This is a genomic window from Corynebacterium sp. (assembly GCF_052107835.1).
Classification (GTDB): Bacteria; Actinomycetota; Actinomycetes; order Mycobacteriales; family Mycobacteriaceae; genus Corynebacterium.
Genome location: NZ_JBQEDF010000001.1, coordinates 110,035 through 124,600, shown reverse-complemented (window position 1 = coordinate 124,600; position 14,566 = coordinate 110,035). Strand labels below are relative to the sequence as shown.

Genomic DNA, 14,566 nt, shown 5'->3' with positions numbered 1-14,566 from the left:
ACATACCCCGCCCCGCACACAGTAAACCCCCGGACCGAGAGTCGGCCGGGGGCTCACTGCTGACGTTTCAAGAGGAGAATGCTCAACTGCCGTATACGAAAGGTTCCTTCCGATTGCGTCGGCCACCGTCTGCCAGAAAACGTTCTCGGTGGCGCTGATATTCAATCTAGGGGCCGACGATTGGAGGAAGCTGGGAGGCCGCTGACGCGTCCGTTCGGGTTCACGTAGTAGTCATTCGGCGGGAGCCAGTGTGACACTGTCCGCCCAGCCGACGCTGATTCCCTCCGCTGCGAGCCACTCCTCGACCCCTCCGGCGGTGAGCATTCCGCTGACCAGTCGCTGTGACGACTCCAGGGCGCGGCTCGTCGTGTCCGCGTCCACGTGGCCGTGTGCGAGGGCGCCACCGAGTTCCTCCAGGTCGAGGATTTCCCAGCGCCCACCCGCGTAGGTTACCACGTCGACGTAGAGGTCGGTGCTGTGCCAGACGTCCCCGTCGGTGTCCCCGTCACCGACAGTGATGTCGGCGATGTCCACGTAGAGTTCCTGTCCCGGGAACGTGCCGCCCTCACCCTCCCGGAAGTGGAACCTGCTGACCCGGATGCCCAGGTCGGGGATGAGCCAGCTCTCCAGGTACCCGAACCTGGGGTGGTCGGCGGGCCGTGCCATGTACAGGGCGCGGTCGGTCCGTTCCCACCGGTCCACCGGCCTGCTGAAGCCTTTGGGGTCAATGTTGATCCCCGCGGTGACGTCGAAGGTCTCCTGCTTGGGCGGGTGAATGTCGACCATGTCGGGAAATGCTACCGGGGCACCGCGGAGTCCGCCGGACGGTCAGCGGACGTTGAAGACGCCGGCCGTCGGAATGTACGAGCACGAGACGCGTCCGGAGTCCTCGTCGGTGCTCACGGCGCCCTCGAGAACGGCGACGACGTTGCCGCGGCCGGTGTTCGCCAGTCCATTGACCGTGCCGGGGCCCTCCGCGTTGATGCCGCCGTTCTTCAGCGGGGTCTGCCCGGTGCGCCCGTTGTCGATGTTGACCCAGTGGACACGCATCCCGTTGCCCTGGTTCTCGGACAGCGGTCCGGTGCCCAGCGCGGTGAAGACGAAGGAGGTGTGGCCGCCCGGTACGCCCGGGAGGGGGAGGTCCGCCGGGCCGGGCACGCCCATGCCCATGCCGATGGGGGTTCCGTCGCTGCCGACACAGCCCGTTGAGGGGGCGGGCCAGCCGAACTGGGTGAAACCGGGGCCATTCTCGGGGAGCGGGACGCCGGGCTCGCCGTCACCGCGGAAGAAGCCGACCACGCGCATCAGGGTGTCACCGATGTCATCGGGCACCTGGGGGCTGTTGGCGAAGTTCTCGATCTGGGCGAGGATCTCCGGGTTGGGGCGTCCCAGCTCGTCGATCGGCAGTGCCGGAAGACCCGGCAGCGCCGGCTGCGCCTGAGCTGCAGGTGCCGCGGCTAGTGCGGTACCCGTGGCGACGGACGCAGCAGTCAGCGCGGCGAGTGCTGCGCGGCGCACACGGGACGAGCGCCGGGGGGATCGTTGCGGAAGACGTTGGGTGAACACTGGTGGCCTTTCGGGGACGAACGTAGTCACATCAGTCACAACAGTAACACGAGTAACAATGGCAACAAAGCATCTGTTTTGTCTACCATAGCAGTGAGGAATGTTCACCCGCAGCCGATTGGACTCCAATGAGAGAAAACCGGGCCCAGTCGAGTACCCTGTAACGTCGTTGCCCCCGGTTCACTGATCGGGTGCTCGCCATCCCATATATAGGAAGCTGAAGGATCTGTGTCACTGACTGAATTCCGCAATGTCGCCATCGTCGCTCACGTCGACCACGGCAAGACCACCCTCGTTGACGCCATGCTGCGTCAGTCGGGAGTCTTCGACGCCCACGGTGAGGTCGAGGACCGTGTGATGGATTCGGGTGACCTGGAGAAGGAGAAGGGCATCACGATCCTGGCGAAGAACACCGCCATCCGTCGTGCAGGCCAGGGCAAGGGTGGCGAAGACCTCGTCATCAACGTCATCGACACCCCGGGCCACGCCGACTTCGGCGGCGAGGTCGAGCGTGCCCTCTCCATGGTCGACGGTGTCGTCCTCCTGATCGACGCCTCCGAGGGTCCGCTGCCGCAGACCCGCTTCGTGCTCGGCAAGGCCCTCGAGGCGAAGATGCCGGTCATGATCTGCGTGAACAAGACCGACCGTCCCGACGCCCGCGTCGACGAGGTCGTCACCGAGGCCCAGGACCTGCTCCTGGAGCTCGCCGCCGCGCTGGACGACGAGGAGGCCGCAGCGGCCGCGGAGACGCTGCTCGACCTCCCGGTCCTCTACGCCTCCGGCCGCGCGGGCAAGGCGTCCACCGAGAACCCCGGCAACGGCAACGTGCCCGACGCCGAGGACCTCCAGGCCCTGTTCGACGTCCTCTACGACGTCCTCCCGGAGCCCTCCGCCGATATCGCTGCCCCGCTGCAGGCCCACGTCACCAACCTGGACTCCAGCTCCTTCCTGGGCCGCATCGGCCTGATCCGCGTCTTCGCCGGCACGATCCGCAAGGGCCAGCAGGTCGCGTGGATCCACTACGACGCCGAGGGCAAGGAGCACACCAAGACAGCGAAGATCTCCGAGCTGCTCCGTACCGTCGGTGTCTCCCGTGTGCCCGCCGACGAGGTCATCGCCGGCGACATCGCCGCGATCTCGGGCATCGAGGACATCATGATCGGCGACACCCTCGCCGACCCGGAGAGCCCCGTCGCCCTGCCGCGGATCACCGTGGACGAGCCCGCGATCTCCATGACCATCGGTGTGAACACCTCCCCGACGGCCGGACGCGGCGGCGGCGACAAGCTCACCGCCCGCGTGGTCAAGGCCCGCCTGGACCAGGAGCTCATCGGTAACGTCTCCATCAAGGTCCTCCCGACCGAGCGTCCCGATGCCTGGGAGGTCCAGGGCCGTGGCGAGATGGCCCTGTCCATCCTGGTCGAGACCATGCGCCGCGAAGGCTTCGAGCTCACCGTGGGTAAGCCGCAGGTGGTCACCCGCACCGTCGACGGCAAGCTCCAGGAGCCCTACGAGCACATGATCATCGACGTTCCCGAGGAGCACCTCGGCGCCGTCACCCAGCTCATGGCCGGCCGCAAGGGCCGCATGGAGTCGATGGACAACACCGGCTCCGGCTGGATCCGGATGAACTTCACCGTCCCGTCGCGTGGACTGATCGGCTTCCGCACGATCTTCATGACCGAGACCCGTGGCACCGGCATCGCCAACCACTACTCGGCCGGCTACGAGGGCTGGGCCGGCGAGATCAAGGACCGTCCCAACGGTTCCCTGGTCTCCGACCGCACCGGCCAGATCACCGCCTACGCGCTGACCCAGCTGGCCGACCGCGGCAACTTCTTCGTCGAGCCCGGAACCCAGACCTACGAGGGCATGGTCGTCGGGCAGAACAACCGCGACGAGGACATGGACATCAACATCACCAAGGAGAAGAAGCTCACGAACATGCGCTCCGCCAACGCGGACGCCACCGTGACGCTGGCCAAGGCGCGCAACCTCACCCTCGAGGAAGCCATGGAGTTCTGTGGCGGCGACGAGTGCGTCGAGGTGACCCCGGAGAACATCCGCGTGCGTAAGGTCATCCTGGGCGCCACCGAGCGGGGACGCGCGCTGTCGCGCATGAAGGCCCGCAACAAGTAGGATGCACGGCAGTACGACCGCCGTGGTACGCCCGAGGTAAGGAGCAGGTCGATTGGTGACGTACGGCCGCCTGTCGGCCACACTGCCCACTGTCCTGGTCACCTCCCTGCTGCTCGTGGCGTGCCAGGCGAACCCGGGCGACGCCCCCACGGTGGATGACCCCGTCGAGGACACCGCGGTCGCCGAGTCCGACAGTGACCCCGCGGAGGACGGTCCGGAGACCGGGGACGGCTCGCCCACGCCCGTCCCGGAGGAGTACCGGACCATCGAGGTCGGGGTGGACTCGGTGCCCGCCGACCTCAACCCGCATCTCGTGGGCTCCCAGTCGATGCTGACGTCCATGGTGGGGGAGCTGACCCTGCCGAGCGCCTTCGGCATCGGGCCGGACGGCTCGCGCACCGTGCCGAATTCCGCGCTGCTCGACTCCGTCGACGTCCTGGAGGGGGAGGAGGACGCGCCGACCGAGGTGCGCTACACCATCGCCGACCGGGCGCAGTGGTCGGACGGGACACCGATCAGCGGCTCCGACTTCGACTACCTCCACCGGCAGATCACCTCGGCCCCCGGAGCACTGGAGACCTCGGTCTACTCCGCGGTGGACGACCTCGAGGTCTCCGCCGGCGGGACCAGGATCACGGTCACCTTCGACAGGCCGACCGAGGACTGGCGGGAACTGTTCGCGCACCTGCTGCCCAGCCACATCTACGGTGCGGAGAACCGCCCCTTCGCCTCGATGATGGGGGAGGTTCCCGCGGCGTCCGGCGGGATCTACACCGTGCGCCAGTTCAATCCCGGACGCGGCACCCTGGTGCTCGAGCGCAATGCGCGGTACGGCGGGGAGAACCCGGCGCGCACCGATGAACTGGTCTTCTCGACCGCCGGGGACGTGGACACCTCCGCGCAGATGCTGCGCGCCGACCAGCTCCAGATGCTCACCACCCGCAACGGTGCGGTGACCTCCGAGAACCTCGCTTCCGTCCCAGGTGTGTCGACGCGCACCGTGGGCCTGGACAACGCACTCACACTGTCGCTGAACACCGCCTCCGAACGGCTGGAGGAGCCCGGGGCACGCCGGGAGGTGCTGTCCTCGGTGGACACCGACCGGGTCGCCCGGCTGGTCACCGGCCATCCCCGTGCCACCGCCCCCTCGGGAGACGCCGCCGCGGGAGGCACCGGGGTGGAGGGGACGGACGCCACCGGGCTCCGGGGGGTGACCGGCGGCCGTCCGCTGCGCATCGCCGCCGACACCCTCGACGACGACGCGGTGGAGGCCGCCCGCCGGGTGGCCGACAGTCTGGTGGACGAGGGAATCCCGGCAACCGCGGTGACCCCGTCATCCTCGGACCTCTACTCGTCGTTCCTGCCCCGCGGTGAGGTCGATGCCGTGGTGTCCTGGCAGGGTGAGGCACGCACCTGGTCCGATCTACGTAGCCGCTACGCCTGCGACCGGGAGGACCGTCCGGTGACCGATCCGTCCGAGGAACTTCCCACTGAGACCGAGACCGCGGGGCCCGGTCCGTCGACCACGGCACCGTCGGACACCGCACCGTCGGAGTCGGCGTCCGCATCATCCCCGGCGTCCTCCGCGGGGGACGGGACCGCCGACGGCGAACTGTCCGCACGCGCGGCGAACGTCTCCGGCATCTGCGACGACGAGCTTGATGGCCTGCTCGCCGAGGGCGGAGGGGCACTGGACGGTGTCCCGGACGGCGTCGCCGCCAGGTTGGGGGACCTGCAGCTGTCCCTCCCTCTGGCTTCCGACCGCATCGTGGTAGCCACCACCGGTGACATCACCGGCCCGGCGGGCACCCTGGACGAGTGGCCGATGGGGGAGCGGACCGGCCCCTTCGTCTCCGCCGGCGAGTGGCGGCGCGAGGGTGCGGGGGACGATGGGGAGACCACCTCCCCTGGGACGTCCCCCGAAACCGCGGGCCCCGGCGCCGCGACCGACACGACCGGAAGCGACCCCGACGACACGAAAGTCCCGGAGGAGGACAGCAATGAATGACCTGGCCGGACTGCGGATCACCGCCGTCCACGCCCACCCCGACGATGAATCACTGTGGACGGGCATGGCGCTGAGCAACTGGGCGCGCCGCGGTGCGGAGGTCACCGTGGTCACCTGCACCCTCGGCGAGGAGGGGGAGGTGATCGGCGACAAGTACGCTGACCTGGTGTCGGAGGCCCGCGACATTCTCGGGGGCTACCGCATCGCCGAACTCCAGCGCGCCCTCGGCGCCCTGGGGCTGGGGCGGCCGGAGTTCCTCGGTGGGCCGGGGCGCTGGCGTGACTCCGGCATGGCCGGGACCCCGACGGCGGAGAACCCGAGAGCCTTCGTCAACTCCGGGGACACGGCTGTCGGCCAGCTGTCAGCGCTGTTCGGCAGGCTGCGTCCCCACGTGGTCGTCACCTACGGTCCCGACGGCGGCTACGGGCACCCCGACCACATCAGGGCCCACGAGATCACCCATGCCGCGGCCCGGGCCGGACGGGACAACGGCGGCTGGACACCCGCGCGCATCTACTGGGCGGTGCAGGAGCGGGAGCTGGTGGATGCCGGACTGGTGGCACTCGACACGGCCGGTGGACCGCCGGACGGGTGGCGCCGTCCGGAGCCCGGTGAGCTGGCGTCCGTGCCGTCCTCCTCGGTGGACGTCCGGCTGGTCGGCAGCGACGGCGACCTGGCGGCGAAACAACGGGCGATGGCGGCGCACGCCACACAGCTCTGGGTCGCCGACGGGTCGGTGACCGACGTCAACGACCGGCCGCGGTTCTCTGCCGGGCCCACGGCGTACTGCCTGTCGAACCTCATCGCCCAGCCGCTGCTGGGCACGGAGAGCTTCACCCTGGCCGAGGAACCGCAGGACCCCGGGGGGCTTTCCCCGGAGACGCTGGACAGACTAGACTGTCTATTCGCCGAAGGGAGGTGACCACGTGGCTACCGAGCGCAGGAACGACAACAGCAGCAGCGTCCGCAGCGTGGCGGAACTCGAGCCGGACTGGGGCAACCCAAACCGCTCGCAGCCCCGTCGGGACACGAGCCGTTCCGAGAGAGTGGCGGGAATCACGTGGCTCTCCATCGGGGCGGTCGTGGCGGTGCTCCTCGCCGTGCTCTACCTGGGGTCGAGGATCACCGTCGGCGACACGAGCATCCCGGTCCCCTGGCCGCTGCTTGCTGCGCCGTGGTTCAACTACGTGCTGGTCAAAACAGCAATGCTGTGGACGGACAACCGGAGCATCGCAGCGATCCCGCTGTGGGTGTGGCTCATCGGCTACGGGCTCCTGGTGTTCTGGCCGGTACTGCCGGGCACCGGGGGCGACACCGTTCTCGGCAGCTCGATCTGGGGCCTGCTGCTGCTCCCCTTCGGAGCAGCCGGGGGCGGTTGGGCATTACTGCGGTTGAAGTGAGAAGATCAGCTACAACAACTCAGTGTGTCCGGTCGGCCCCGGTGACTCCGGGGTGCACGACGATGGACGGAAGAACGATTAAGCGTGACGAAAACCAGAAGGTGACTGCCAGATGACCTATGTGATCGCACAGCCGTGTGTGGATGTGCTGGACCGGGCGTGCGTGGAGGAATGCCCTGTCGACTGCATCTACGAGGGCAAGCGCATGCTGTACATTCACCCGGACGAGTGTGTGGACTGCGGCGCGTGCGAACCGGTCTGCCCGACCGAGGCGATTTTCTACGAGGACGACGTGCCCGATGAGTGGGAGGACTACATCGACTACAACGTCGCCTTCTTCGATGACCTCGGTGACCCGGGCGGAGCCGCAAAGCTGGGCCCGCAGGACTTCGATGTCGAGGGCATCGCCGAACTTCCCCCTCAGAACCAGGACTAGAACCCCAGTACCCCCAGAACAGGACGCCGTGATGCCCCGACCGCACCGCAGAACCCTCTCCAGTGAGCTGCCGGACTTCCCCTGGGATTCCCTGGCGGACGCGAAGACGACGGCGGCGTCGTACCCGGACGGACTGGTGAACCTCTCGGTGGGTACGCCGGTGGATGAGGTCGCCCCGTCGATCCAGCTCGCCCTGGCCGAGGCGGCCGGTGCACCCGGGTACCCGCAGACAGCGGGGACCCCGGAACTGCGCGCGGCGATCGTCGCCGCACTGGGCCGCCGTTTCGGGGTCACCGGGGTGGGGCAGGACGCCGTCCTGCCGGTCGTGGGGACGAAGGAGGCCATCGCCTGGCTGCCGTTCATCCTCGGCGTGGTCCCCGGCCAGACCGTGGTCATCCCGGAGCTGTCGTACCCGACCTACGAGGTCGGTGCGAAGCTCGCCGGGGCGGACGTGCTGCGCAGTGATTCCCTGGTCAGGCTCGGGCCCGGCACGCCCGCGATGATCTTCCTGAACTCCCCGGCCAACCCCCACGGCAGGGTGCTCGGCGTCGACCACCTGCGCAAGGTCGTCGAGTTCGCCCGTGAGCGCGACGCCATCGTCGTCTCCGACGAGTGCTACCTGGGGCTCGGCTGGTCCACCGACCGGGAGGAGGGGGCGGATTCACCGGCCCCGTTCTCCCTGCTCGATCCCCGCGTCTGCGGTGGTGACCACGCCAATCTCCTGGTGGTGCACTCGCTGTCGAAGACCTCGAACCTGGCGTCCTACCGGGCGGGGTTCCTCGCCGGCGACGGTGCACTGATCGCCGAGCTCCTCAGCGTGCGCAAGAATGCGGGTCTGATGGTGCCGGGGCCGATCCAGGCGGCGATGGTCGCGGCCCTGGAGGACGACGGCCAGGAGATCCTGCAGAAGGAGCGCTACCGGCGGCGCCGGGAGGTGCTCGCCTCGGCCGTCCGCAAGGCGGGGCTGCGCATCGACGACTCCGAGGGCGGGCTGTACCTCTGGGCCACCGAGGGGCGTCCGTGCCGGGAGACGGTGGACCGTCTCGCCGCGCTGGGCATCCTGGTCGCCCCCGGGGACTTCTACGGCCCCGCCGGGGAGCAGCACGTGCGGATCGGGCTGACCGCCACCGACTCCGACATCGTGAAGGCCGCCGACCGGCTCGGGGAGTTGGCGGAACTGTAGGTCCGGTACGATCCCGGTGAGTTCCGGCTACTCCTCCGCAGCCTCCAGCGGGGGAGTACGGGCGGCGCGGACGGCCGGGGTCACCGCGGCGACCACACCGACCACCACCGAGCCCGCGAGGACCAGGGCGACCTGGCCCCAGGGCACGGTAATGCTCCCGATACCCACCCCGGAGAGCAGCTCCAGGAACGACCACCCGGCGAACAGTCCCACGGCGATGCCGGTCACCGCACCGTAGAGGGCGGTCTGCACGGACTCCAGCACGATCATGCGGCGCACCTGACCGCGTCCCATGCCCACAGCACGCAGCATGCCGATCTCCCGGCGGCGTTCGACCACCGTCAGCGCCAGCGTGTTGACCACCCCGAGCACCGCCACGGCGACCGCCAGGGCCAGCAGGGCGTAGACCACCGCGACCAGACGGTCGACCAGGACCGTCTGCCCACCGGCGAACTGTTCGGGGGTCTGGACCTCGACCACCGGGACGTCGGCGGTGGCGTCCTCCAGGTTCCGGGTGAGGGTCCCGCTGTCCACGGTGCCGTCCCCGGACACCGCGACCGCGAGAATGCGGTTCCCACCCATGCCCTGGTCTCCCGGGGCGAGGTCCCAGAAGGCGCTGGAACCCATCACCACGTCCCCGAGCAGCCGGGAGCCCTCGTAGGTGCCCGTCAACGGCATCTCCACAGCCCTGACCTGACCCGGAACGCCGACCGGGACCATGTCCCCGGGTTCCCAGCCGTTCTCCGCGGCGAAGGACGCGGACATGGTCACACCCTCGCCCTCGCCGAGGTCCAGGTTCCCCTCGGTCTCCCCGAGGTCGAGCACGCTGCCCGGGTCACCGTTGCTCACGGTGATCAGCGACGGGGCGGGACGCTCGGTGTCCGAGGGGTCGCCGACCACGGCGACGGCCTTGCCGATGGTGTAGATTGCCCCGACCCCGGGGGTCTCACGCACCGCATCGACCGCACGGCCGGGCACCGCCACATCCACCGCGCCGCCGGGCGGGCCCACGACGACATCCGCGGTGACCTCGGACTCGACGACATCGGCGACCGATGACTTCATCGAGGAGCCGAGCATCCCCGTCATCGTCACCAACGCGAGTCCGAGGGACAGCGCGAAGGCGGTTCCGGCGGTCCGGCGCGGATTGCGCCGTGCGTTCGTCGCGGCAAGCCGTCCGGCACTGCCGAAGGGGGCTCCGAGGAGCCTGCCCACCGGTGGCACCACGAGCGCGGACAAGGCGGGGGAGAACAGGTACAGGCCGAGCAGGAGACCAGCGACACCCACCCCGCACAGTCCCGCCCGTGTGCCGGTCTCCCATCCGTCGTTCAGAGAGGCCACGAGAGTGGCAGCCGTTCCCGCAATGGCAAGCACGACGCCGAGCGCGGTGCGGACCACGGGAACCGGCAGCGGTGCGTCCTGCGCAGCCGCCATCGGCGAGGCGGAGCCGGCCCGGCGGGCCGGGGCCCATCCGCTCACCAGCGTGACCACGGTCCCCAGTGCCAGCGGAACCAGGATGGCGGTGGCGGACAGATCCACCGACACCTCGGGCAGACCCAGGTCGGTGCGCCGCATTACAGCGAGGATCGCCGTGACCAGCCCCGCCCCGGCACCGACGCCCAGGGCGGAGCCGAGCACCCCGATGAGCAGCGCCTCGACAAGTACCGAGCCGGTGACCTGCCCGCGGGAGGCCCCCAGCGCGCGGAGCAGGGCAAAGTCGCGCATGCGCTGGGCGACGGTCATCGCGAAGGTGTTGGCGATGATGAACATGCCCACCAGCAGGGCGATCACGCCGAAGGCGATGAGGAAGTACTGGATGAACCCGAGACCGGCGGACACCGTGCGGGCGTCGGACTCCGCCAGCTCCTCCCCGGTGCTGATCTTCGGGGCCTCGGGATCACCGCCGGAGATCTCGTCGGACAGGGTGGAGGCCACGGTCGTGGCGTCCTGCCCCTCTGCGACGGAGACGGTGAGCCCGGGCAGGCCATTGCCGGTGTAGCGTTCGAGGTACTCGCCCTCGTTCATCGCCAGGCCGAGGAAGGTGGTGCTGTCGCCGGGGTACGTGCCACTGACGGTCACGGGGAGGTCCCCGACGTTGTCGTTGACGGTGACCTGCGCGCCGACACCGAGACCGTGGTCGGCGGCGACGTCCGTGGACACGGCGACCTCACCGGGCCCGGGCGGGGCACCCTCGGTCATCTCCATCGGAGGGCCGACCGTGGCTTCCGGCGGGTACCAGGGAACCGGACGCACCGGCACGCCACCGGTCGGGACCGTGGAACCGTCCTGGCTGAGCACCACGCTGCGCTGGTCGTGGACGTTCACCTCCCCGACCAGGGGACTGGCATCGACCCTCTCCAGGGTGTCCGGTGGAAGGGTCCGCTGCCCCTCCCCGGGCTGGACGGCGACGTCGACACCGTCGTACTCCGAGGACGAGACGGACTCGAAGGTCCGGTCGAGTGCGCCGGTGAGCATCAGCGTGCCGGCGACGAAGCCGGTGCCGAGGACCACGGTGAGCAGGGTGAGCAGCAGGCGGGCGGCGTGGGCACGGATCCCGCGCAGGCTCAGTCTGGCCAGGGTGGCCGTTGCTTTCAGCGGTGACCCCGCAGCCATCACTGCTCCCCGATACGGGTCATCACGGACAGGACGCCCGGGGCCGTCGGTTCCCTGACCTCCTCGGTGACGTGCCCGTCGGCGAGGAAGACCACCCGGTCGGCGACGGAGGCCGCGGTGGCGTCGTGGGTGACGGTCACCACCGTCTGGTGGAACTCGTCGACCGCGGTGCGCAGGATGTCGAGGACCTCGGAGGATGACCGGGTGTCGAGGTTGCCGGTGGGCTCATCGGCGAAGACGATCTCGGGGCGGGTCACCAGCGCACGGGCGCAGGCGACGCGCTGCTGCTGGCCGCCGGAGAGTTCGGAGGGCAGGTGGGTCAGCCGTCCCTCGAGCCCGAGTCTGCCGGTGATCTCGGCGTACCAGTCGGCGTCGACGGCGCGTCCCGCGATGTCGGCCGGCAGCGTGATGTTCTCGGCGGCGGTCAGGGTGGGGACCAGGTTGAAGGACTGGAAGACGAACCCCACCCGGTCCCGGCGCAGGGTGGTGAGGTCGCGGTCGTTGAGCACGGCCAGGTCCGTGTCACCGATGAACGCCGAGCCGCCGGTGGGGCTGTCCAGGCCCGCCATGCAGTGCATCAGGGTGGATTTGCCGGATCCGGACGGGCCCATGATGGCGGTGAACTCGCCGGCTGCGATGTCGAGCGACACCTTCTCCAGGGCGGTGACGGCGGCTTCGCCGCGTCCGAAGGATCTGCTGAGGTTGACGGTGCGGGCTGCGGGAGAATTCATGGGGAGAGCTCTCGGTCGGGGAGTGAGGGAGGTGGTGTGTGGTGTTGGGGCCCGGGGAACTTTCGCACCCCTGTGGCCGCGTGGCGAGCAGTGAACTGGGGTTTCGTCGGCCTGGTCCGTCGGTGGGGTGCGAAAGTTGGGTGAGGGGGACCGGCGGGGAGCAGCTAGTTGGCGTGCAGGACCTCGTTGAGTTCCACGGAACCGGTCTCACGGGCCACGGCCTCGACCGCGCCGCTGACCGAGTTGCGGCGGAACAGCAGGTTGGGGACACCGGACAGATCGGAGGCCTTGACCACCTCACCGTTGACGCTGACCTTCGTCCCGTAGGTCACGTACAGACCCGCCTCGACCACGCAGTCGTCACCGAGGGAGATACCGACCCCGGCGTTGGCGCCCAGCAGGCAGCGCTCGCCGATGGAGATCACGGCCTTGCCGCCACCGGACAGGGTGCCCATGATCGAGGCGCCGCCGCCCACGTCGGAGCCGTCGCCGACGACCACACCGCCGGAGATGCGACCCTCGACCATCGAGGATCCCAGCGTCCCGGCGTTGAAGTTCACGAAGCCCTCGTGCATCACGGTGGTTCCCTCGGCCAGGTGGGCTCCGAGACGGACGCGGTCGGCGTCCCCGATGCGTACACCGGTGGGGACGACGTAGTCGACCATCCGCGGGAACTTGTCGATGGAGTACACCGTGACCCGGCCCCGGCGGCTGAGCGTCGCGCGGACCGCCTCGAACCCCTCGACCGCGCACGGCCCGAAGTTCGTCCACACCACATTGGTCAGGGCTCCGAACAGGCCGTCCATGTTGCAGCCGTGGGGCTGCAGGACCCGTCCGGAGATCAGGTGCAGGCGGAGGTAAGCGTCCGCGGCGTCGGCGGGCGGCGTGTCCAGGTCGTCGATGACGGTGGTGACCACCGTCAGGTGCACGCCGCGGTCGGCGTCCTCACCCTCCAGGTGGGAGTAATCCGCGGGCTGTGCGGGGGCGGCACCGAGCCCGAACTCGGGGTACCACACGTCCAGGACGGTGTCGTCGGCGGTCAGGGTCGCGATTCCGGTTCCGTAAGCGGCAGTCATGGTGGCACAGTCTAGCGTGTTGCGTCCCCGGTGACGTCGGAGAGGCTGTCTGTGGTGTAGGTGGTGCCGGCGTTGTGGCGGCTCACGAACCAGCCGAGGGCACACAGCAGGCCGAAGGCGATGGCCACCGTGAAGACCTGGTCGCGGGCCGCGTCGTCGAAGAGCATCAGGACGGTGATGCCGGCCAGCGCGACCAGGGTGAGGATGGGCAGGGTCGGCCAGCCCCACATCCGGATCTTCAGGGAGCCCTCGGCCTCCAGCCGGGGACGCAGCTTCAGCTCGCTGAGCACGATCATCACCCAGATCACCAGCAGGCAGCCACCGACCGCGTTGAACAGGATGTTGATCAAGTCCTCCGGGCCCCAGATCTGCAGGCCCACGGAGATGAAGGCGAAGACCAGGGAGCAGATCACGGCGGCGATCGGGACCTTCTGGCCGGAGACCCGGCGGAACACCTTCGGGGCGTTCCCCTGGTGCGAGAAGGAGAACATCAGGCGGGAGGTGGCGTAGATCTGCGCGTTGAACGCCGAGAGCAGTGCCAGGACGATGATGGCCTCCATGAATCCCACGACACCGGGGATGTCGGCCATGGAGAGCACCCGGGTGAACGGGGAGTCCGCGGCGACGTCCGCCTCGTCGAGGGTGGAGTAGTTCAGCAGGGCGGTGATCACCAGCACGGAGCCGAGGTAGAACACCATGATGCGCCACACGACGGCACGCACGGCGGCGGTGATCGCCTGGGCGGGCTTCTCGGACTCGGCCGCGGCGATCGTGACGATCTCGATGCCGCCGAAGGCGAAGGCCACGGCCAGCAGGCCGGCGGCGATGCCGGAGACGCCGTTGGGGGCGAACGGGGTGAAGTTGTCGGTGCCGACCGTCTCGTGGCCCGGCAGGAGCCCGAGGATCAGCAGCACGCCGACCGCCAGGAAGAAGATGATCACCGCGACCTTGACGAAGGAGAACCAGTACTCGAACTCACCGAAGCCGCGCACGGCGAACAGGTTGACGACGGTGAACAGCACCACGCAGATCAGGCCCGGTACCCAGCTCTCGACACCGAACCAGTTGCCCATGATGGCGCCCGCACCGGTGATCTCCGTGCCCATCACCATGATCAGCATGAACCAGTACAGCCAGCCCAGCGAGAACCCGGCCCAGCCACCGAAGGCCTGGCGGGCGTAGGTGGCGAAGGTCCCGGACGCGGGCCGTGCCGCGGCGAGCTCACCGAGCATCCTCATCACGAAGACGACGATGATCCCGGCGACGATGTAGGACAGCAGGACGGCCGGGCCCGCGGCGTTGATGCCGACACCGGTGCCGAGGAACAGGCCGGCGCCGACGGCGGAGCCCAGCCCCATCATCGTCAGGTGCCGGACCTTCAGTCCGTGTCCCAGATCCTTGTTGCCGGTCTCCG

Annotated in this window: 12 protein-coding genes; 6 read left to right on the top strand and 6 right to left on the bottom strand. The window is 69.2% G+C overall.

From position 1 onward, the window contains the following. Positions 1 to 231 precede the first annotated feature (231 nt). Entirely contained in the window at positions 232 to 786 is a 555-nt protein-coding gene (locus ACTIL2_RS00520; RefSeq protein ID WP_442335481.1) for a DUF402 domain-containing protein, read from the bottom strand. 42 nt (positions 787 to 828) lie between these two features. After that, positions 829 to 1,518, bottom strand: coding sequence for an Rv1157c family protein (locus tag ACTIL2_RS00515; RefSeq protein ID WP_442335480.1), 690 nt, complete (start codon positions 1,516 to 1,518; stop codon positions 829 to 831). Between the two features lie 276 nt (positions 1,519 to 1,794). Here ACTIL2_RS00515 and typA point away from each other — a divergent pair, with 276 nt between their 5' ends. The 6 genes from typA to dapC all read left to right on the top strand — a co-directional run bounded on the left by typA (position 1,795) and on the right by dapC (position 8,732). Then, the gene (gene typA, locus ACTIL2_RS00510; RefSeq protein WP_442335479.1) at positions 1,795 to 3,705 is read left to right on the top strand and encodes a translational GTPase TypA; all 1,911 of its coding nucleotides are present in this window, start codon (positions 1,795 to 1,797) and stop codon (positions 3,703 to 3,705) included. 55 nt (positions 3,706 to 3,760) lie between these two features. Next, on the top strand, positions 3,761 to 5,713 hold the full coding sequence (locus ACTIL2_RS00505; RefSeq protein ID WP_442335478.1) for an ABC transporter substrate-binding protein: 1,953 nt from the start codon (positions 3,761 to 3,763) through the stop codon (positions 5,711 to 5,713). Further along, positions 5,706 to 6,635: an N-acetyl-1-D-myo-inositol-2-amino-2-deoxy-alpha-D-glucopyranoside deacetylase gene (gene mshB / locus ACTIL2_RS00500; protein WP_442335477.1), complete on the top strand. Its 930-nt coding sequence runs from the start codon at positions 5,706 to 5,708 to the stop codon at positions 6,633 to 6,635. The genes ACTIL2_RS00505 and mshB overlap by 8 nt, the downstream gene beginning before the upstream one ends. A gap of 4 nt (positions 6,636 to 6,639) precedes the next feature. Beyond that, positions 6,640 to 7,113 carry a hypothetical protein gene (locus tag ACTIL2_RS00495; protein WP_442335476.1) on the top strand — a complete coding sequence of 158 codons (474 nt, stop codon included), beginning with the start codon at positions 6,640 to 6,642 and terminating at the stop codon, positions 7,111 to 7,113. 112 nt (positions 7,114 to 7,225) lie between these two features. Then, on the top strand, positions 7,226 to 7,549 hold the full coding sequence (gene fdxA / locus ACTIL2_RS00490) for a ferredoxin (protein ID WP_442335475.1): 324 nt from the start codon (positions 7,226 to 7,228) through the stop codon (positions 7,547 to 7,549). A 31-nt stretch (positions 7,550 to 7,580) separates the two neighbouring features. Next, the gene (gene dapC / locus ACTIL2_RS00485; protein WP_442335474.1) at positions 7,581 to 8,732 is read left to right on the top strand and encodes a succinyldiaminopimelate transaminase; all 1,152 of its coding nucleotides are present in this window, start codon (positions 7,581 to 7,583) and stop codon (positions 8,730 to 8,732) included. Positions 8,733 to 8,759: 27 nt separating this feature from the next. Here dapC and ACTIL2_RS00480 read toward each other — a convergent pair whose 3' ends face one another. The 4 genes from ACTIL2_RS00480 to ACTIL2_RS00465 all read right to left on the bottom strand — a co-directional run bounded on the left by ACTIL2_RS00480 (position 8,760) and on the right by ACTIL2_RS00465 (position 14,513). After that, the gene (locus tag ACTIL2_RS00480) at positions 8,760 to 11,345 is read right to left on the bottom strand and encodes an ABC transporter permease (RefSeq protein ID WP_442335473.1); all 2,586 of its coding nucleotides are present in this window, start codon (positions 11,343 to 11,345) and stop codon (positions 8,760 to 8,762) included. Beyond that, entirely contained in the window at positions 11,345 to 12,076 is a 732-nt protein-coding gene (locus ACTIL2_RS00475) for an ABC transporter ATP-binding protein (protein WP_442335472.1), read from the bottom strand. The genes ACTIL2_RS00480 and ACTIL2_RS00475 overlap by 1 nt, the downstream gene beginning before the upstream one ends. 164 nt (positions 12,077 to 12,240) lie before the next feature. Then, positions 12,241 to 13,152: a 2,3,4,5-tetrahydropyridine-2,6-dicarboxylate N-succinyltransferase gene (dapD, locus tag ACTIL2_RS00470; RefSeq protein WP_442335471.1), complete on the bottom strand. Its 912-nt coding sequence runs from the start codon at positions 13,150 to 13,152 to the stop codon at positions 12,241 to 12,243. Between the two features lie 11 nt (positions 13,153 to 13,163). Further along, the gene (locus ACTIL2_RS00465) at positions 13,164 to 14,513 is read right to left on the bottom strand and encodes an amino acid permease (protein WP_442335489.1); all 1,350 of its coding nucleotides are present in this window, start codon (positions 14,511 to 14,513) and stop codon (positions 13,164 to 13,166) included. Positions 14,514 to 14,566 lie beyond the last annotated feature (53 nt).